Source organism: Acinetobacter sp. TYF_19 (genome assembly GCF_043105125.1).
GTDB lineage: Bacteria > Pseudomonadota > Gammaproteobacteria > Pseudomonadales > Moraxellaceae > Acinetobacter > Acinetobacter johnsonii.
The window spans coordinates 154,989-173,324 of record NZ_JBICLH010000084.1 but is presented as its reverse complement, the minus strand read 5'-3'; the positions used below and the strand labels follow the sequence as shown (position 1 = coordinate 173,324).

Sequence of the window (18,336 nt, the reverse complement as noted above, 5' to 3'; positions counted from 1 at the left end):
GGTCTAAGGATGCTTCGGCATCCTTTTTTATTTTGAGGAATGCTGTCGAACTGCCCCCTGTTCCGCTACAATATTTATTTATACATAAATATTAGGTTATTCCTGTGAAGTGGTTACAAATTCATATTACGGTTGATCAAGCGCAAGTCGATTTTACTGAAACCCTTTTAGAATCTTTGGGTGCAGTCAGTGTCACATTAGATGATGCAGAAAACCAAGACTTACTTGAACCACTTCCAGGTGAAACGCCACTTTGGAATAAAGTCATTGTGACAGGTATTTATGCGCAAGAAGACGATGAAGAAATTGATGTCAATGCATTAGAAACTTTTATTCGCACTCAAATGCCTGATGCACCGATGCGTAGCGAATTTCTTGAAGACCAAGAATGGGAACGCACATGGATGGATGCCTACGAACCAATTCAAATTGCTGATAAATACTGGATTGTGCCTGAATGGATGGAAGCACCAGAACCGGATGCAGTGAACATTAAACTTGATCCAGGCTTAGCGTTTGGTACGGGGAACCATGCATCTACTTTTCTTTGCCTGCAGTGGTTAGGTAAAACTGATGTTAAAGATAAAATCGTGATCGACTATGGTTGTGGTTCAGGTATTTTAGGTGTTGCTGCTCTACTTCTTGGTGCAAAAAAAGTCTATGCCACAGATATTGATCCACAAGCAATTTTAGCCACTGAACAAAATGCGGCGCTCAATGGCGTGGCTGAGAACCTTTATGTCGGCTTACCAGACGAGTTCAATTTAGAGCTTGCTGACCAAAAAGCAGATGTCTTTGTTGCAAATATTTTGGCAGGCCCGCTCATGATGTTAGCGCCTGAATTCGCAACTTTGGTCAAATCTGAGGGAGAGTTCGCACTTGCAGGTGTAATTGAAGAGCAAGTTTCTGATGTTTCTAGTGTTTATTCTGAGTTTTTTGATATATTAGAGGTCGAGAAACGTGATGAAAACTGGTGCCGAATCTCGGGTAAACGCCACACCCTTTAAATGAACTCTTAATACACTATGAGCGACAAACAAACCTCTTGCCCTAAATGCCTAACCATCTACAAAGTAAGTGTTGCACAACTCACTGTTGCGCAAGGTATGGTTTGTTGCCCAAAGTGTTCGATGACCTTTAATGCGCTCTCGCATTTAACCACGGGTCATACTTTTGACACAGGTGAGGAAAGATCGTCGAATCAGAATGACATGAGCAAGTCTTCAAATTCAGCATTTTCCTCTCCTCGTGTAGACAGCATTCATTTTGATTTATCACAATCTGCTGCGCTTTCAATGTCGACATCAAATTTGCTTGATATTTTCAATCTGAAAGTTGAGCACTCCAACATTGACCTCAAAACCTATTTAAACAATTTAAACTATTTTAGTACCGACCCGATTGGTAACTATCCTGCCATGAATTTGGCAGACAACAATCCAGCGAAACCGCAAAAAAGCCCGATGTACTATATGCTTTGGGGTGTGATTAATTTCAGCTTATTGGCTTTATTGTGTTTCCAATACCTATGGTTTAATCCACATATCCTGAATAATAGCCCCGCATTAGGTGCAACCTATAATAAAATTTGTCTCGTACTGAACTGTAGCAGCCTACAAGAACGTTACAGTCTGATCAGCATTAATAAATTAAAAGTAAAACGTGTAGACGCACAGAAAACTCAATTTTCAGGTGAACTGATCAACTATCATGACACCAGTCTTCCCCTACCAGATCTTAAGGTCATTTTAAAAGTGGATGGTGAAGTCGATTCAACCTATCAACTACATGCAAATGAATATTTGATTGATAGTCTGGTTGGAATCAAACGAATTCCTAAAAATAGTCCGTTCAAATTCAAATTTAGCCTGCCAGTCAGCCGTAAAAGCTTCAATCATTACAGTTTAGAAATAGTCCAGCCCTAAAATTTAAAAAAAATGTAAAAAAAGTGAAAAAAAATGCAGTTTTCTTGCTCACTTTTTCTTAGACAATGGTATGATACGCGCCACAAAAGCTTAGTGCTGCAATCTCCTCAGTCTTTTAATACAAATAGAACATCAGCAAAAATGCGCGTTATCGAAATATCGCGTATTGAGCAGATTTTTTTGTTTAAAAAAGGTCGGTAACAAATATTTAACTATTGTTACGCTTATATTTCGACCAACTTGGCGATATTGTGGCATGCTAAATGTACAGTTTTAGAACTAGTCGTTTTAGGATCTAAAACGAAGTTCATTTTAATTTTAGACCACTTTATATATGTCACTTTACCCAAGTGATATTTAGATTTTTCGGATTACTTCGCATGAATAGCAAATCTCCTATTTTTACTGCACAGTCTGATGTCGCTCTTCGTATTCACGTAGATCGCGCAGTTCGCCACTATTTTGCACAACTGCAAGGCGAGCAACCATCTCAGGTCTACGACATGGTGCTGGCAGAAATGGAGAAACCTCTTCTATCTGTAGTTTTAGAATATACCCGCGGCAACCAAACACGTGCTGCGGAGATTCTAGGACTTAACCGTGGAACTTTACGTAAAAAGTTAAAAGCTCACGGTTTAATGAGTGAATAAATGATAAAATGCTTGCGGCTTCCGCGGGCATTTTTTTTACCTGCTATTTTTGGCTTTTTGTTTTAATTCTTGATAACTGTGACGAAGATCATGACCATTAAACGCGCTTTAATCTCTGTTTCCGATAAAACTGGCATTGTTGAGTTCGCTCAAAACCTTGTTGCTCTAGGGGTAGAAATTTTATCTACTGGCGGTACATATAAGTTGTTAAAAGACAACAATATCGCTGTAGTCGAAGTTTCAGAGCATACCGGTTTCCCAGAAATGATGGATGGTCGTGTAAAAACGCTACACCCGAAAATTCATGGTGGTATCTTAGCTCGTCGCGGTCTAGACGAAGCTGTGATGGCTGAACACAATATCGATGCAATCGATCTTGTGGTTGTAAACCTTTATCCATTTGCTGCAACAGTCGCTAAACCAAACTGCTCACTTGCAGATGCGATTGAAAATATCGACATCGGTGGCCCAACCATGGTGCGTGCTGCTGCGAAAAACCATGCTTCTGTCGGTATTGTGGTCAATGCTACAGACTACGACACTGTTGTTGCTGAACTAAAAGAAAATGGTGCTTTGTCTTACGAAACTCGTTTTGACTTAGCCGTTAAAGCATTTGAACATACAGCACAGTATGATGGCATGATTGCTTCTTACCTAGGCGCTCGCGTAGGCAAAGAGGAAGGTCAAGCAGACAAGTTTGCACGTACTTTCAATACACAGTTAAATAAAGCTCAAGACTTGCGTTATGGTGAAAACCCGCATCAGTCAGCAGCATTCTATGTAGAAAGCACAGCAACTGAAGCCTCTGTTTCAACGGCGAAACAACTTCAAGGTAAAGAACTTTCTTATAACAACATTGCAGATACAGATGCCGCACTTGAATGTGTGAAATCATTTGCAAAACCGGCTTGTGTCATCGTTAAACACGCAAACCCATGTGGCGTTGCGGTGTCTTTAGATGGTATTCAAGCGGCATATGACTTGGCTTATGCAACAGATCCAGAATCAGCTTTTGGCGGCATCATTGCATTCAACCGTGAATTAGACGTTGCGACTGCACAAGCAATTGTTGACCGTCAGTTTGTTGAAGTGATTATTGCACCAAGCATTGCTGAAGGTGTACTTGAAGTCACTGGCGCGAAGAAAAATGTTCGTGTTCTCGTTTGTGGTGAATTACCGGCACTTGATGAACGTGCGCCACAACTTGACTATAAACGCGTAAATGGCGGTTTATTGGTTCAAGACCAAGACTTAGGCATGATCACCAAAGATGATTTAAAAGTCGTGACGAAACGCGCGCCAACGGATGCTGAAATTGATGACTTAATTTTTGCATGGAAAGTTGCGAAATACGTGAAATCAAATGCCATTGTTTATGCTAAAGGTCGTCAAACCATTGGTGTAGGCGCAGGTCAAATGAGCCGTGTTAACTCAGCGCGTATTGCTGCGATTAAAGCGGAACATGCAGGTTTAGTGGTTGAAGGTGCTGTAATGGCATCTGATGCATTCTTCCCATTCCGCGATGGTATTGATAATGCAGCGAAAGCAGGCATTAAATGTATTATCCAGCCGGGTGGTTCAATGCGTGATGAAGAAACTATTGCAGCAGCTGATGAAGCTGGTATTGCAATGGTCTTCACGGGCATGCGTCACTTCCGTCACTAAGTGATAGATGCAGACCGTAATGACAAAGTCATACATGTGGTTTAAAACAGATTTCTAAATCTTACATAAAGTCCTCTCCTTCTTAGGCTGAGGACTTTATGTCATTTCGATTCATGGAGTATGAACCGATGAACATTTTAGTTTTGGGTAATGGCGGTCGTGAACATGCGTTGGCATGGAAAATCGCGCAAGATGAAAAAGTTGCAAAAGTTTTTGTTGCGCCAGGCAACGCAGGAACTGCAACAGAAGACAAATGTGAAAATGTTGCACTCAACATTTTAGACAATGCTGCAATTATCGACTTTGCAAAAAATAATGCAGTAGATTTGATTATTGTGGGTCCAGAAGCACCACTGGTAAAAGGTGTAGTTGATGCTTGCCGCGCGGCTGAGCTTCAAATTTGGGGGCCAACTCAATTTGCTGCCCAGCTAGAAGGCTCAAAAGCTTTTGCTAAACACTTCTTAAAACGCCACAACATTCCTACTGCGTTCTACGATGTATTTACTGAAGTCGATGCAGCAAAAGCATTTGTTGAAAAAAATGGCGCGCCAATCGTGATCAAAGCCGATGGTCTTGCTGCGGGAAAAGGCGTAATTGTAGCCATGACTAATCAAGAAGCTTTTGATGCGATTGATGACATGTTGGCGGGCAACAAGTTTGGTGATGCTGGTTCTCGTGTTGTGATCGAAGAGTTCCTTGCTGGTGAAGAAGCGTCTTTCATTTGTATGATTGATGGCGACAACATCTTACCAATGGCAACATCTCAAGACCATAAGCGTATTTTTGAAGGCGACCAAGGTCCAAACACGGGTGGTATGGGTGCTTACTCTCCTGCTCCTGTGGTGACTGCAGATGTATTTGAAAAAACCATGAATGAAGTGATGCGTCCTACCGTTGAAGGTATGAAAAAAGACGGTCACGTTTATACAGGTTTCTTATACGCAGGCTTGATGATTGATGACAAAGGTCAACCAAAAGTGATCGAGTTCAACTGTCGTTTTGGTGACCCTGAAACTCAGCCGATTATGATGCGTTTAAAATCATCATTGGTCGATCTGGTTGAAGCTGGTATTGCAGGTAATCTTCCAGCAGAAGCTGAATGGGATGAACGCAAATCAATTGGTATTGTTCTTGCAGCAGAAGGCTACCCAGAAACTGTTCGTCAAGGTGACGTAATCTCTGGTCTTGGTCAATCTCCTGAGAACACAAAAATCTTCCATGCAGGCACTACAATGAGTGCCGACGGTCACATCTTGACTGCGGGTGGTCGTGTTTTATGTGTCACAGCTCTTGGCGATACCGTACTTGAAGCGCAAGTCAATGCTTTAGAAGTTTGTGGTCAAGTTACATTTAAAGGTATGCAATATCGTACGGATATTGGTTATCGTGCGATTGCGCGTGAAAATGCTTAAAAACATTCATACCGTAAAAACCCGCTAAATGCGGGTTTTTTTATTGCAAACCTCTGCGAATTTTTTTAAATATATCCGTATGAATATAAATCAAGTTCTAAAGATGTAGCTATATTCATCTGTATTCTGAGACATACTTTTTGCACTTTATACTCGTTATATCTATTTTTTGTATTTAGTTTAGATAAAATCTTATAAAGAACAAAATTTATGCAAATTATTATTTTTAAATAGATTAATTAAAAATAATATATTGTTTTCATTATAAAATTATAAACAAAATTCAAATTACTAATCTTTAAATAAGATAAGTATTGAACTTTTATGCTCTATATCGAATATTACTTTGTTGATATGATGTGCAAAATTTAACGATTGAGCAAAGATGTTTCTAGTGAGTTGAAAAAGTTAATCTTTTCCAAAGTGAAAGCACATATTCGACTGATATCGAATTGCACGCTTTCAAAACTCACATTACAGTCATATGCAACAAATCAGAAATGCCTGATTTAAAATCAATTGATCTCTCTATTGTTCAGCTAAGTTAAGCCTCGTTTAGATGCTTACTCGGGAAGAAAAAATGAAAAAAATTCTAGGAATTGCGCTGGGTTTATCTGTTGCTTTAACTGGTTGTAGCAAACCTGAAGCACCTGCAACAGATGCAGCTAAAACGGATACAGCGGCAACGGAGCAAACAGTAACCATCGCATCGACTGGCTCTGATGCTGATATTTGGCGCCACATTGCAACTTTGCCAGAAACTAAAGCAGCGGGCTTAAAGTTAGACATCAAAAACTTCACTGACTATGTCGCAATGAATACTGCTGTTGCAAACAATGAAGTCGATGTAAACGCATTCCAATCTTATGCTTACCTTGTGGCATATAACGAAGCGAACACAGCAAAGATTGCCCCTCTTTCAACGACCTACCTAGAGCCTATGGGCATCTATTCAAGCAAAGTCAAAACACTGGCTGAATTTAAAAATGGTGCTACGATTGCAATTCCAAATGATGGTGCGAACGAATCACGTGCATTGTTATTATTACAATCTGCGGGTCTAGTGAAGTTAAAAAATGACTTCGACTTCGTGAAAGGTACTTCGAAAGACATCGTTGAAAACAACAAAGCTCTCGTTATCAAACCAATTCAAATGGCAACAGCTGTACGTGTGAAAGACGAAGTTGATGCAATTGTTTTGGGTAATACCCTTGCAATGGAAGGTGGTCTAAACGTATTGAAAGATGCGATTTACTATGAACCAATCGATCAAACCACAAAAATGAACGTAAACGTACTTGCTGTGGCTGAAGCGCGTCAAAATGACCCTGTACTGAAAAAAGTCGGTGAACTTTACCATGTCGCTGCAGTCGGCAAATATGTTCAAGAACATTTTGGCGGCACAAAAATTGATGTGAACAAGCCTGTAAGCTACCTTACTCAAGCTAAATAGTAATATAATCAAATCAACGAAACAGGCAAAGTCTCTTTGCCTGTTTTTTCATTTTTGTGTAGTTTTTGACGATATGATTCAATTTAAAAACATTTCAAAGCACTATCAGCTGAAAGGCCAAACCATTCCTGCACTGGACCAAATCAATTTGGATATTCCAGAAGGTAGTATTTTTGGCGTTATTGGCTATAGTGGTGCAGGTAAAAGTACCCTCATTCGTTTGATCAATTTACTTGAACGTCCAACCGAAGGCCAAGTAATTATCAATCAGAAAGACTTTACTGCATTAGATGCAAAAGCATTACGTCAAGAACGTGCAAATATTGGCATGATTTTCCAGCATTTTAATTTACTGCAAACCAAAACCGTTGCAGCCAATATTGAAATGCCCATGAAACTTTTAGGTTATAGCAAAGCTGAACGTGAAAAACGTTTGAATGAGCTACTTGAGTTTATTGATCTCAAACACAAAAAAGAAGCTTATCCAGACGAGCTTTCGGGTGGTCAAAAACAACGTGTCGGTATTGCACGTGCGCTTGCCAACCATCCTAAAATATTACTTTGTGACGAAGCGACTTCTGCACTAGACCCGCAAACCACCAAGTCAGTTTTAGACTTGCTCAAAAAAATCAATCAAGAGCAAGGCATTACCATCGTCATGGTGACGCATGAAATGGATGTGATTCAAAGCATCTGCTCACATGTGGCCGTGATGGAACTCGGCAAAGTGGTTGAAACTGGGAAAACGGTGGACTTATTTAGTCGCCCACAACATGCAACAACACAGAATTTTATTCAAACGATTTTACATCAACAACTACCGATTAAACTTCTGAATAACCTCGAACATAAGCATCATCATAGTATTTACCGCTTACAGTTTCTTGGTAACTCTGCACACGAAACCGTAATTCAAAACTTAATTAAACAGTTTGATATTAGTCTCAATATCCTGTTTGCCAACATGATTGAAATTGATGGCAATGTGATTGGACAAATGTTTGTTCAGCTCTTGGGCGATGAATGCCTGATTGCTGAAGCGGTTGAGTTTTTAAAACAACATGGTGTGGCTGTTGAACAATCAGGAGAGCTGGCATGAGAGATTTAATTGTCCAGTGGTTAACTCAAATCACAGCGCCTTTTTGGAAAAGCTCTTTATCAATTGACCAGTTTATTACTGCTTTGCAAGAAACATTTCATATGGTGTTTTTTGCAATGCTATTTGGCTGTATTTGGGGCTTTATTCAGGCCATCATTTTATTGGTCACGCGTCCTGATGGTATTTTGCCAAATAAAGCGATTTATCACAGCCTCAACCCGATTGTGAATGCCCTGCGCTCTCTGCCCTTTATTATTTTGCTGATTGCGGTTTTACCTTTAACCAAACTCATCGTCGGAACATCGATTGGCACGTGGGCTGCAATTGTTCCGCTCACCATCTATGTCGGACCATACATTGGTCGTTTGGTAGAAACTTCATTACTGGAAGTGAATGAAGGCATTATCGAATCTGCACAAGCCATGGGTGCAACTCCGCTACAAATCATCTTTAAGTTTATTTTACCTGAAGCACGCAGTTCACTGATTTTAAACTTAACCACAGCCACAATTAGCTTAATTGGTGCAACCGCGATGGCTGGTGCAGTGGGTGCAGGCGGTATTGGCGACCTTGCTATTTCTTATGGTTATCAACGTTTTGACACCAGTGTCGTAATACTCACAGTAATTGTGCTGTTGATCATGGTGCAAATTGTACAGTCTGTCGGGGATTGGCTATCTAAACTGCGCTAACAAAATTAAGCTCTCAATATTGGGAGCTTTTTTTCAGGTCTAAGTTTTATATCATGCGGCAAACAAAACTTTTAAAAGCTATAACGATGAAAATAACAACTCTATTGATCAGTCTAAGTCTTTTGCCGATGCTCAGTCATGCAGCTTCAAATCCCTATAACTACGTCACCAGTGAGAAAGTGAATCAGGTTGAACTCAATGCATCTGTGACAGCACATCAAGTTAGTGAATTACTCGCTCCTCCGAATGGAATAACCAGCAAACAATATGCAGAATGTACAGGCAACTATGAATACAGTATTACAACTGCCCAACCCAAAACCCTAAAATTTGAGATTTTTAGCGAAGATAATCCCAAAATTCAGGCTGAAAAATTCTATAAAGACAAAGCGAGTTTAAAACAACTCGATCACACCAAAGGCCGCGTTTGGCTTGACTGGAAAAGCACTCAAGCGATGAGCGAAAATATACGTGTGCAAAATATTCAGATCACACCGAATTATACTTTACAGCAGTTTAAACAAGACTTTAAATACAGTGCACAAGGTATGGCAACATCAGGGGAAGCCCTAGTTTTGCTCTTACAACCCAATGAAATCAAAGCCTTTCTGAAAGAACCGCAAGACTTTGCCCCACCCTACACGGCTTATCTCAACTTTGGTTTTAAAAATGGACAGTTAAGCAGCTTTGCCATTCAGCAAGCAGTGGCCTGCTAAAGGCTTTTATTCCAAGAAACAATGCGACTGACATTGCCTTTTTTAAGTCGTTTAGAACTTACTGACAATAAAATAAACAGTCCAAACACTGTAGCCTATTAAATTTTGCCAATTCATTTGAATCGCACTCAGAATGAAGGCAGAGCATGTTAAACTATTCAGCGGTTTTTGCAGGGACTCACTTATGCACTTTGTACATCTTGGTATTCATACAGAATTTTCAATCACAGAATCAATTGTACGTATACCTGATTTAGTCAAAGCTGCTAAGGCAGAAGGTATGCCAGCCCTTGCCATTACTGACTTATCTAACTTACATGCTGCTGTAAAATTTTATGGTAAATGCTTAGATAATGGTATCAAACCGATTATGGGTTCAGAAGTTCGCTTGAACGATGCTGAACATCGCGTGACATTATTGGCGATGAGCAATGTTGGCTGGCGTAATCTAACCGAACTGGTTTCAGAAGGTTTTATCCGAGGTCAACAGCTTGATATTCCTTGCGTTGCAAAAGACTGGATTTTAGAACAAAACCATGACCTGATTGCGCTACTTGGCATGCGATCTGATGTCGGCAAAATGCTCTGTACATCGAATCCGCAAAAAGCCGAACCCTTACTCGAAGAATGGATTTCAAAATTTGGCAATCGTGTTTATTTGGCTCTATGTCGAACAGAACGCTCAGGTGAAGATGACTTCAATTATGAAGCCTTAAAACTGGCTAAAAAATATAATATTGGTGTAGTTGCACACAACGATGTGCACTTCATGAAAGAAATCGACTTTGAAGCACACGAAGCCCGAGTCTGTATTGCCGATGGTTATGTATTAGGGGATAACCGCCGACCAAAAAATTACTCTCCAGAGCAATATTTTAAATCTGGCCAACAAATGGCGGAATTATTTGCAGACATTCCCTCTGCAATTGAAAATACTTATCAGATTGCTAAACGTTGTAACGTTACCCTGCAATTAGGTAAATACTTCCTGCCTGACTACCCTATTCCTGAAGGCCATACCATCGACACCTACTTTGCACATTTATCCAAAGAAGGTTTAGAAGAGCGTTTAGACTTTTTATATCCACCTGAAACGCGTGATGAATACTGGCCCGAAAAACGTAAAGAATATGATGATCGTTTAGAGTATGAAATCGGGACCATTCTTAAAATGGGTTTCCCAGGTTACTTCTTGATTGTCATGGACTTCATCCAATGGTCTAAAGGTAATGGCGTTCCGGTTGGTCCAGGCCGTGGTTCAGGTGCAGGTTCACTTGTTGCCTACAGCTTAAAAATTACGGATCTCGATCCTCTCCCATACGGACTACTCTTCGAACGCTTCTTAAACCCAGAACGTGTTTCAATGCCCGATTTCGACGTCGATTTCTGTATTGCTGGTCGTGATCGTGTGATTGACTATGTGGCGCGTACATACGGACGCGATGCAGTATCACAAATTGCCACTTTCGGTACTATGGCAGCTAAAGGTGCCATTCGTGATGTGGCACGTGTCTTGGGTAAATCCTATGGTTTGGCAGACCGAATCTCAAAAATGATTCCGACTAAACCTTTAGGTTTAAGCCTCGAAGAGTCGATTGAAGCAGAGCCACAGCTTAAAGACATTGTCACCAACCCATCTAACCCAGACAATGACGATGCCGCTGAAATTTGGGAAATGGCATTAAAACTCGAAGGCATTACCCGTAACACAGGTAAACACGCAGGTGGCGTGGTCATTTCCCCGACTAAAATTACCGACTTTTCTGCCGTGATGTGTGATGCAGATGGTACAGGCCGTGTTGCGCAGTACGATAAAGACGATGTTGAATCTGCAGGTCTAGTAAAGTTCGACTTCTTGGGTCTGCGCAACTTAACGGTCATTGAAGATGCCGTGAAGAATATCAATAAGCGCATTCAGCTAGATGTGCCTTTAGACATTGCGTTCATTCCGCTTGACGACAAAGATGCATACCTCATCTTTGCCAATGCCAACACCACAGCGGTCTTCCAGTTTGAATCCGTGGGCATGAAAAAAATGCTCAAGGAAGCACGTCCAAGTAAATTTGAAGAAATTATCGCCTTCGTATCCCTTTACCGTCCGGGTCCGATGGACCTGATTCCAGACTTTATCCACCGTATGCATGGTGGCGAGTTTGAGTATCTTCACCCCCTACTTGAAGGTGTACTTGAGCCGACTTACGGTATTATGGTTTACCAAGAACAGGTAATGCAGGCAGCACAGTATTGTGCGGGCTATAGCTTGGGTGGTGCGGACTTACTGCGTCGTGCGATGGGTAAGAAAAAGCCCGAAGAAATGGTCAAACAGCGCCAAATTTTCACGGAAGGTGCAGCGAAAAAAGATATTGATGAAGCCACTGCCAACCATATCTTTGACTATATGGAAAAGTTCGCAGGTTATGGTTTTAACAAATCGCATGCCGCAGCCTATGCCCTTGTAGCTTATCAAACTGCATGGCTCAAAGCGCATTATCCAGCTGAATTCTTAGCAGCGGTGATGTCATCGGAAATGCAAAACACCGATAACGTGGTGTTCTTGATTGATGACTGTCGACACAACGATATAGAGGTATTGCCGCCTTCGGTCAATATGTCTATCTATCAATTCCATGCTTCGGACGACAAAACGATCGTCTATGGGCTCGGTGCAATTAAAGGCGTCGGTGAAGCGGCGATGCAATCGGTTATTGACTCGCGTATCCAAGATGGGCCGTATCGTGACTTATTTGATTTCTGCCATCGTATTGATCTGAAAAAAATCAATAAACGGACTTTAGAAGCGTTAATTCGATCAGGTGCTTTAGACTGTCTCGGCATTGAACGCTCTAGTTTAATGGCGCAGCTACCTGAAGCGGTACAAGCGGCTGAACAAGCTCGCTCAAACCGTGAAACAGGCATCATGGACTTGTTTGGTGAGGTTGAAGAAGTACAACGTAAACCCGCCAAACCTGTTAAGCCATGGTCAGATGAAGTCCGTCTCAAAGGTGAAAAAGACACCCTAGGGTTGTATTTAACAGGTCACCCGATCGATGTCTATCGCACTGAGTTGAAAGCGTTTATTCCGAACAAAATTAATGAACTTACCCCAACCCGTCGCGGTGTCACTACCGTTTTTGCTGGTCTTGTGGTTGATGTAGCCAACTTCCCGAACCGAATGATGGTGACCTTAGATGATGGTACCTCACGGATTGAAGTCTCTGCGAATCATGAACGCTTTATGCGTTTTAAAGACATCATTCAAAATGAAAAAGTGGTGGTGATTGAGGGTGAAATTTACGAGCGTGAAGGTTTTGACCGCCCAATGGGGCGCTTAACCAAAGCATTTACGCTGAATGAAATTCGTCAAAAACGGGCCAACTGTATTCAAATTCGTCTCGACCCAACACATAGCACAAAAACACTAAGCCAAGATTTAAAAAATATTCTTGCACCCTTTTGTAATGTCGATATGTGTAACCACATCCCGCTGCAATTGCTGTTGGACTACCCGTATGCCACGGCTGAATTACACTTAGGGATTAATTGGAAAGTGGCGCCGCAGGATGAACTACTTTCTAAACTCCGTGACTATTTTGGTAAAGAAAATCTTCATGTGGAATATCAGGTCAAATCCAAAGCCGCCAAAGCGGTGAGCTATGAAGAAGCCAAACCTGTAGATGTACCACCGCCACCTGCGGATATGAGCATGGATGATGCCATGGACTTATATCAAGCTGAAGTCGGTCAGTTCTCTTAATTATTTAAATTTTAAAGATTCATTGGAAAAATCATGAGCCAATTTGACAATGCCGCTATTTCAGCGCATCTCTCCCATGTGCGTATTGTCATGGTCAATACCACACTCCCTGCGAACATTGGTAGCGCACTGCGTGCCATGAAAACAATGGGACTCTCAAAGCTGGTGTTGGTTGCGCCAAAAACCTATCCGCATCCGGATATCGATGCTTTAGCTGCGGGTGCAACTGATTTAATCGAGCAGATTGAAATCGTTGAAACCCTTGCCGATGCCATCAAAGACTGCCATTTAGTGTTTGGTACCAGTGCGCGCAGTCGTACCATTCCTTGGCCTTTGCTAGACGCACGTCCCGCAGCTGAAAAATCAATTTCAGCAGTAGTGAATGATCAGCAAGACGTTGCTGTTGTATTTGGCCGTGAAGACCGTGGACTGACCAACGAAGAACTGGCCATGGCCAACTACCATGTCACCATTCCTGTAAATACGGATTATGGCGTGCTAAATGTGGCTCAAGCCATTCAAGTGATTTGTTATGAAATGCGTATGGCTACACTCGCTGTTGTGGAAAGTGCGGAAGATAAGGCCGCAACCATGCCTGTCACAGATACAGAGTCTATGCAGTGGGATGAGCCTTTGGTCACCCATGAGCAAATGGAACAGTTCTACCCGCACATTGAAAAAATGTTGGCTGAGATTGAATTTTTAGATCCAAAAAATCCTCGATTACTGCCTTTACGCTTGCGTCGTCTTTTTGGACGTATACAATTAGATCGTATGGAATATCATTTACTTCGTGGTATTTTTAGTCGTGTACAAGCTTTAAATAATGGCACATGGAAAAAGTCAAATACGGATCAAACAGAGGATCAATCTAATGCTTAAACAGCTCAAAGAAGATATACAAGCTGTATTCGCGCGCGATCCTGCGGCACGAAACAATTTAGAAGTTCTAACCACATATCCAGGCATTCATGCCTTGATCATGCACCGTATGGCGCATGAGTTATGGAAAAAAGAATGTAAAGGCTCAGCACGTTTATTGTCTTCTTTTAGCCGTTTTGCAACAGGTATTGAAATTCACCCAGGTGCTAAAATTGGTCGTCGTTTTTTTATTGACCATGGCATGGGCGTCGTGATTGGTGAAACCGCTGAAATTGGCGACGATGTGACCTTATATCACGGTGTCACTTTAGGTGGAACTACATGGAATAAAGGCAAACGTCACCCGACCTTAGAAGACGGCGTGGTGGTTGGTGCTGGTGCTAAAATTTTAGGCCCTTTTACTGTCGGTAAAAATGCGAAAGTCGGCTCAAATGCAGTCGTCACCAAAGCAGTTCCAGCCGACACGACCGCAGTTGGTAACCCTGCGCGCTTTATTTCTAAAGATAAACCGAAAGATGAAGCAGAAACACGTCGTCGCGATTATGCAGAAAGTATTGGTTTCCAACCTTATGCTGCAACGCAAGACCAGTCTGATCCAATTCTTGAAGGTATGCGTGTTCTACTTGACCGCATTCAGCTGAATGAAAAACGGATGAATACTCTTTGCCAACGTTTGTCTTTACTTGATCCAACTTTTAAAAAGCAACAACAAAATGAACAACCCTTTAGTGCTGAAGAATTGAAAATTTTGGAAGATGTACGCCGCGAATGTGAAGCTCAAAGCCTGCCATCTAACGACTAAACATGAAAAGTATTAGTTTTTGAAAACCTGCCTATAGCAAACCTTGCATGTTCATCAGAGTTTTTTTAGACTGACGAACATGCCTTTTATACCACTTCTTAAAATAATGAATGGAAGAACCTTATGATGCTTAAACCCTTAGCGGTTGCTGTTCTTGCTGTCTCGTTTTTAACAGCGTGTAGCTCAAACCCAACGAAGAATAACAACGATACCATCGTTTTTACAGAGCCTGAATTAACTGCACCATTTTATGCACTCAATCCATTTAATTATGATGCGCCACCTCCATTTGAAATTAACTTAAAAAAAGCAGCGGCTCAGCCTGTAACAAAAATGGAAGTGACTCGCTCTGACGATCCATCTAAAAAAATGGTTTTAGACACCAATAAACTGATTATTCCAACCGTAAACAGCAAAGACCGTCAGTTGAAGTTTGCCGTACTGGCAGGTGACAATGAAGTCGACATTACTGAAATTGATGACTTCTTACAGTTGGTTGAAGGCAAAGCACGTCACTACCCACCACGCTTTACAGAACGCCAAGAACGGAAAGGTTTTGAGTTAAAACTAAAAGAAGTGACACAACAGCTCGATACGTTAGCGTCGAAAGACAATGCTTCATTTGATGTGCTGGTTCGTGCGTTCAAAGCCAGCGTTATGGCACGTAATTTAGACCTCGGTTCAGTCTATACCACCAAATCTTTGGCTTATGCACAGCGTATTTTAAAAATTAACCAAGAAGACCCTGAAGCAAACTTCTGGTTCGGTTTTGCTTTGTCTGAAGGTGGTGGTCAACGCGAAGCGATGCCATACCTCGATAAAGCAATGAAAGCTGGTGTTCAAGAAGCCTATTTAGCGACAGCAAATAACTACATCGCGATGGAACAAAAGAAAAATGCGGTGCAAACCTTGAAAAACTACAAATTGAAATATCCACAAGAAGCTGAAGTTGCGGATCGCTTGATTAATGAAATTGAAAAACAAGGTCGTTGGAATGTTTGGCAAGTTCTAAATACTGCAAAATAATCCCATCACCTATGATGCACCTAAAAATAGACCGAATTTTCGGTCTATTTTTATTTTAGGCGAATTGATAAATCCGAGAATTATCGTATGATTTAAAAAATTCAAAAGAATAAACGGTAGTCGACGCTTTTTATGCCTAAATACATCCGTAGCACCTTGATGGTAACCACTCTATTTTCGCTCTTGAGTGGTTGCCAAGTGGTCAGTGTGAAAAATCAATCACTGAACGTCACGATTACCAATGAACGTGAAAGTATTTTAACGCGGGATAAGCTCAGTGAAGCGAGTCTAAACGTGCTGTCCATGACAGGTCGAGAAGCCAAAATCTGTTCAGAGCAACCTGAAGAATGTGTCAGCGAACTCAGACAAATTCCACAAATTCAGGATGAACAGCTCCTCTCTACTGCCAGCGAACTGTATCTCGCTAAAGCAATTTCCTTAGAAAAATCATCTGCCTGTAAAGTGAGTATTTTAGCCAAGACCCAGTCTGAAGAAAAAAAAGCGCTACAAAAACAAAACTACCAAAGCTGCCTAGATCAACAACTCGGCATGTTGGATAAAAGTATTCGCTACAGTTATGCATACATGTTTAACACCAAACGTGGCCCCCAAGATCGTATTTTTGATAACCGACAAGTCCAACTGCGTGACTTTTATAACCAAGCTATCGCTAAGCTTGTAAATAGTTATGGCTTACGCCATGGACCATCTGAAGTCGGTAATCAAATCAAAGTGGGACAAAGTATTTACCGCATAAATTATGATAACTACCCACTTTTAAAAAACCGTCAAGTTGAACAACTGATGTCAACTTACAATATGAACTTCTCAGGCCTGCGCTCTATCACACGTCGCGATGGTTTTGGTTCAGAGTTTCTGATTGTCCTCCCACCCGAGCACAATGACACCTCACCCGAAAAAGCCAAATATATTGTCGATCCACTACATTATCAGTATACCAATGGTCGTAATCCTAACATTCACAATGCCCGTTATTTAGCAGCGACTATTACCGCACAGCCACGCTCTGCATCCAATATCGATGAGATCTTAAACAACCCTGAGTTTGAAATCTCAGCTTATGATCCCTATAAGTTTGAATCTGCGAAAATTGCAGGCAAAAGTTACCCTCTTGCTGCAAACTTTTCTGCGCCTTATGGCTTATGGTTGGCACAAAACAATTTAGGTAAAGCCGCGTATTTATCACTGATTGATCGTGATGCACGCCTCACTATGCCGCACCTATACATGCTTGAGCCGTACAACCCAAATAAAAAAGTGGTGGTGCTCGTTCACGGACTAGCCAGTAGTCCAGAGGCATGGATTCGTTTGACGAATGATGTCATGGGCGACCCCGTGCTACGTGAACACTATCAAGTCTGGCAAGTGTTCTACTCGACCAATATGCCAATTTTGGAAAGTCGTTTCCAAATCTATGCAATCATTCAACAAAGTTTTAATTTGGTCGATAGCAAAGCGCCTGCCAAAAAGGATGCCGTGCTAGTGGGTCATAGTATGGGCGGTATTATTGCGCGGCTTTTGGTAAGCGATGCTGACTTAACCCCTGCGGCAATGAAACTGCTACCCAATCGACGTGCGCAACAATTTAAAAATGACCCTCTTTTTAAATCACGCCTCGACATTCAACCGATTCCAAACTTTAGTCGGGCCATTTTCTTGGCAGCACCACATCGTGGGACAGAGTTTGCTGACCGCTGGTTTACCCTTGCGGCACGTAAAGTCATTCGTCTACCAGGTGCATTTTTGGGGGCACTGACCGATGTTATACAAAGTAGTGACCCTGACCTACAAGAATTTATTAAAGATGTAGATAATGGGCTTATTCAAAATGGGCCAAGTGATCTCAGCAAGAATTCTAACTTTACTCGGTTAACTAAAAACGTCGTTCCATACAAAGGCATGAAATTCCACAGCATCATGGGGAATGCGACCAAAAGTGATGACCTCAATATCATTACAGACGATGTTGTGCCTTATACGAGTGCCCATCTAGATGGTGCATTGTCGGAGAAAATTATTAAAGGTGGGCACTCTATTCAAGAAACCCCTGAAGCCGTTCTTGAGTTACGTCGTATCCTGCGGTTACACCTGACTGAACTCGGTCTGTATAAGCCTTAAATTTAAAAAGCCTAAACAAATGTTTAGGCTTTTTTATTTTTGCTTTACACCTAACACCTACAGCAATAATCACTTGGCTGTTTAACAACTGTTCGCTTTATAGATGATTTATTGTTTAGTC

Annotated in this window: 14 protein-coding genes; all 14 read left to right on the top strand. The window is 41.4% G+C overall.

The annotated features are described in order from the left end of the window. Window positions 1-104 precede the first annotated feature (104 nt). The 14 genes from prmA to ACF8FD_RS13670 all read left to right on the top strand — a co-directional run bounded on the left by prmA (window position 105) and on the right by ACF8FD_RS13670 (window position 18,215). The gene (prmA, locus tag ACF8FD_RS13735) at window positions 105-1,007 is read left to right on the top strand and encodes a 50S ribosomal protein L11 methyltransferase (protein ID WP_004696394.1); all 903 of its coding nucleotides are present in this window, start codon (window positions 105-107) and stop codon (window positions 1,005-1,007) included. A gap of 18 nt (window positions 1,008-1,025) precedes the next feature. Beyond that, window positions 1,026-1,925 (top strand): DUF3426 domain-containing protein, encoded by a 900-nt coding sequence (locus ACF8FD_RS13730; RefSeq protein ID WP_392453483.1) that lies wholly within the window; start codon window positions 1,026-1,028, stop codon window positions 1,923-1,925. Between the two features lie 380 nt (window positions 1,926-2,305). Then, a complete protein-coding gene (gene fis, locus ACF8FD_RS13725) occupies window positions 2,306-2,575 on the top strand; it encodes a DNA-binding transcriptional regulator Fis (RefSeq protein ID WP_001086304.1) in 270 nt (89 codons plus the stop codon). A 90-nt stretch (window positions 2,576-2,665) separates the two neighbouring features. Beyond that, window positions 2,666-4,240: a bifunctional phosphoribosylaminoimidazolecarboxamide formyltransferase/IMP cyclohydrolase gene (purH, locus tag ACF8FD_RS13720; protein ID WP_058869881.1), complete on the top strand. Its 1,575-nt coding sequence runs from the start codon at window positions 2,666-2,668 to the stop codon at window positions 4,238-4,240. A gap of 128 nt (window positions 4,241-4,368) precedes the next feature. Further along, window positions 4,369-5,652 (top strand): phosphoribosylamine--glycine ligase, encoded by a 1,284-nt coding sequence (purD, locus tag ACF8FD_RS13715; protein ID WP_392453482.1) that lies wholly within the window; start codon window positions 4,369-4,371, stop codon window positions 5,650-5,652. A gap of 580 nt (window positions 5,653-6,232) precedes the next feature. Continuing rightward, window positions 6,233-7,105 carry a MetQ/NlpA family ABC transporter substrate-binding protein gene (locus ACF8FD_RS13710; protein WP_078425889.1) on the top strand — a complete coding sequence of 291 codons (873 nt, stop codon included), beginning with the start codon at window positions 6,233-6,235 and terminating at the stop codon, window positions 7,103-7,105. A 73-nt stretch (window positions 7,106-7,178) separates the two neighbouring features. Beyond that, window positions 7,179-8,204, top strand: coding sequence for a methionine ABC transporter ATP-binding protein (locus ACF8FD_RS13705; protein WP_392453481.1), 1,026 nt, complete (start codon window positions 7,179-7,181; stop codon window positions 8,202-8,204). Further along, entirely contained in the window at window positions 8,201-8,896 is a 696-nt protein-coding gene (locus ACF8FD_RS13700) for a methionine ABC transporter permease (RefSeq protein WP_004696373.1), read from the top strand. The genes ACF8FD_RS13705 and ACF8FD_RS13700 overlap by 4 nt, the downstream gene beginning before the upstream one ends. Window positions 8,897-8,982: 86 nt before the next feature. Further along, window positions 8,983-9,612: a hypothetical protein gene (locus tag ACF8FD_RS13695; RefSeq protein ID WP_234304787.1), complete on the top strand. Its 630-nt coding sequence runs from the start codon at window positions 8,983-8,985 to the stop codon at window positions 9,610-9,612. 184 nt (window positions 9,613-9,796) lie between these two features. Beyond that, window positions 9,797-13,366, top strand: a complete 3,570-nt coding sequence (gene dnaE, locus ACF8FD_RS13690; RefSeq protein ID WP_279734196.1) for a DNA polymerase III subunit alpha — start codon at window positions 9,797-9,799, stop codon at window positions 13,364-13,366. A gap of 33 nt (window positions 13,367-13,399) precedes the next feature. Further along, window positions 13,400-14,248, top strand: coding sequence for an RNA methyltransferase (locus tag ACF8FD_RS13685; protein WP_178927639.1), 849 nt, complete (start codon window positions 13,400-13,402; stop codon window positions 14,246-14,248). Beyond that, on the top strand, window positions 14,241-15,050 hold the full coding sequence (cysE, locus tag ACF8FD_RS13680; protein WP_392453480.1) for a serine O-acetyltransferase: 810 nt from the start codon (window positions 14,241-14,243) through the stop codon (window positions 15,048-15,050). Before ACF8FD_RS13685 ends, cysE begins: the two co-directional genes overlap by 8 nt. Window positions 15,051-15,173: 123 nt before the next feature. After that, window positions 15,174-16,076, top strand: a complete 903-nt coding sequence (locus ACF8FD_RS13675) for an ABUW_2363 family tetratricopeptide repeat lipoprotein (RefSeq protein WP_218288303.1) — start codon at window positions 15,174-15,176, stop codon at window positions 16,074-16,076. A 132-nt stretch (window positions 16,077-16,208) separates the two neighbouring features. Next, the gene (locus ACF8FD_RS13670) at window positions 16,209-18,215 is read left to right on the top strand and encodes an esterase/lipase family protein (RefSeq protein WP_392453479.1); all 2,007 of its coding nucleotides are present in this window, start codon (window positions 16,209-16,211) and stop codon (window positions 18,213-18,215) included. The last annotated feature ends 121 nt before the right edge of the window (window positions 18,216-18,336 follow it).

Excerpts from the sequence above, each read along its gene's own strand:
- ACF8FD_RS13730 (WP_392453483.1), top strand. The coding sequence starts at position 1,026 with ATGAGCGACAAACAAACCTCTTGCCCTAAATGCCTAACCATCTACAAA.
- fis (WP_001086304.1), top strand. The coding sequence starts at position 2,306 with ATGAATAGCAAATCTCCTATTTTTACTGCACAGTCTGATGTCGCTCTT.
- purH (WP_058869881.1), top strand. The coding sequence starts at position 2,666 with ATGACCATTAAACGCGCTTTAATCTCTGTTTCCGATAAAACTGGCATT.
- purD (WP_392453482.1), top strand. The coding sequence starts at position 4,369 with ATGAACATTTTAGTTTTGGGTAATGGCGGTCGTGAACATGCGTTGGCA.
- ACF8FD_RS13710 (WP_078425889.1), top strand. The coding sequence starts at position 6,233 with ATGAAAAAAATTCTAGGAATTGCGCTGGGTTTATCTGTTGCTTTAACT.
- ACF8FD_RS13705 (WP_392453481.1), top strand. The coding sequence starts at position 7,179 with ATGATTCAATTTAAAAACATTTCAAAGCACTATCAGCTGAAAGGCCAA.
- ACF8FD_RS13700 (WP_004696373.1), top strand. The coding sequence starts at position 8,201 with ATGAGAGATTTAATTGTCCAGTGGTTAACTCAAATCACAGCGCCTTTT.
- ACF8FD_RS13695 (WP_234304787.1), top strand. The coding sequence starts at position 8,983 with ATGAAAATAACAACTCTATTGATCAGTCTAAGTCTTTTGCCGATGCTC.
- dnaE (WP_279734196.1), top strand. The coding sequence starts at position 9,797 with ATGCACTTTGTACATCTTGGTATTCATACAGAATTTTCAATCACAGAA.
- ACF8FD_RS13685 (WP_178927639.1), top strand. The coding sequence starts at position 13,400 with ATGAGCCAATTTGACAATGCCGCTATTTCAGCGCATCTCTCCCATGTG.
- cysE (WP_392453480.1), top strand. The coding sequence starts at position 14,241 with ATGCTTAAACAGCTCAAAGAAGATATACAAGCTGTATTCGCGCGCGAT.
- ACF8FD_RS13675 (WP_218288303.1), top strand. The coding sequence starts at position 15,174 with ATGATGCTTAAACCCTTAGCGGTTGCTGTTCTTGCTGTCTCGTTTTTA.
- ACF8FD_RS13670 (WP_392453479.1), top strand. The coding sequence starts at position 16,209 with ATGCCTAAATACATCCGTAGCACCTTGATGGTAACCACTCTATTTTCG.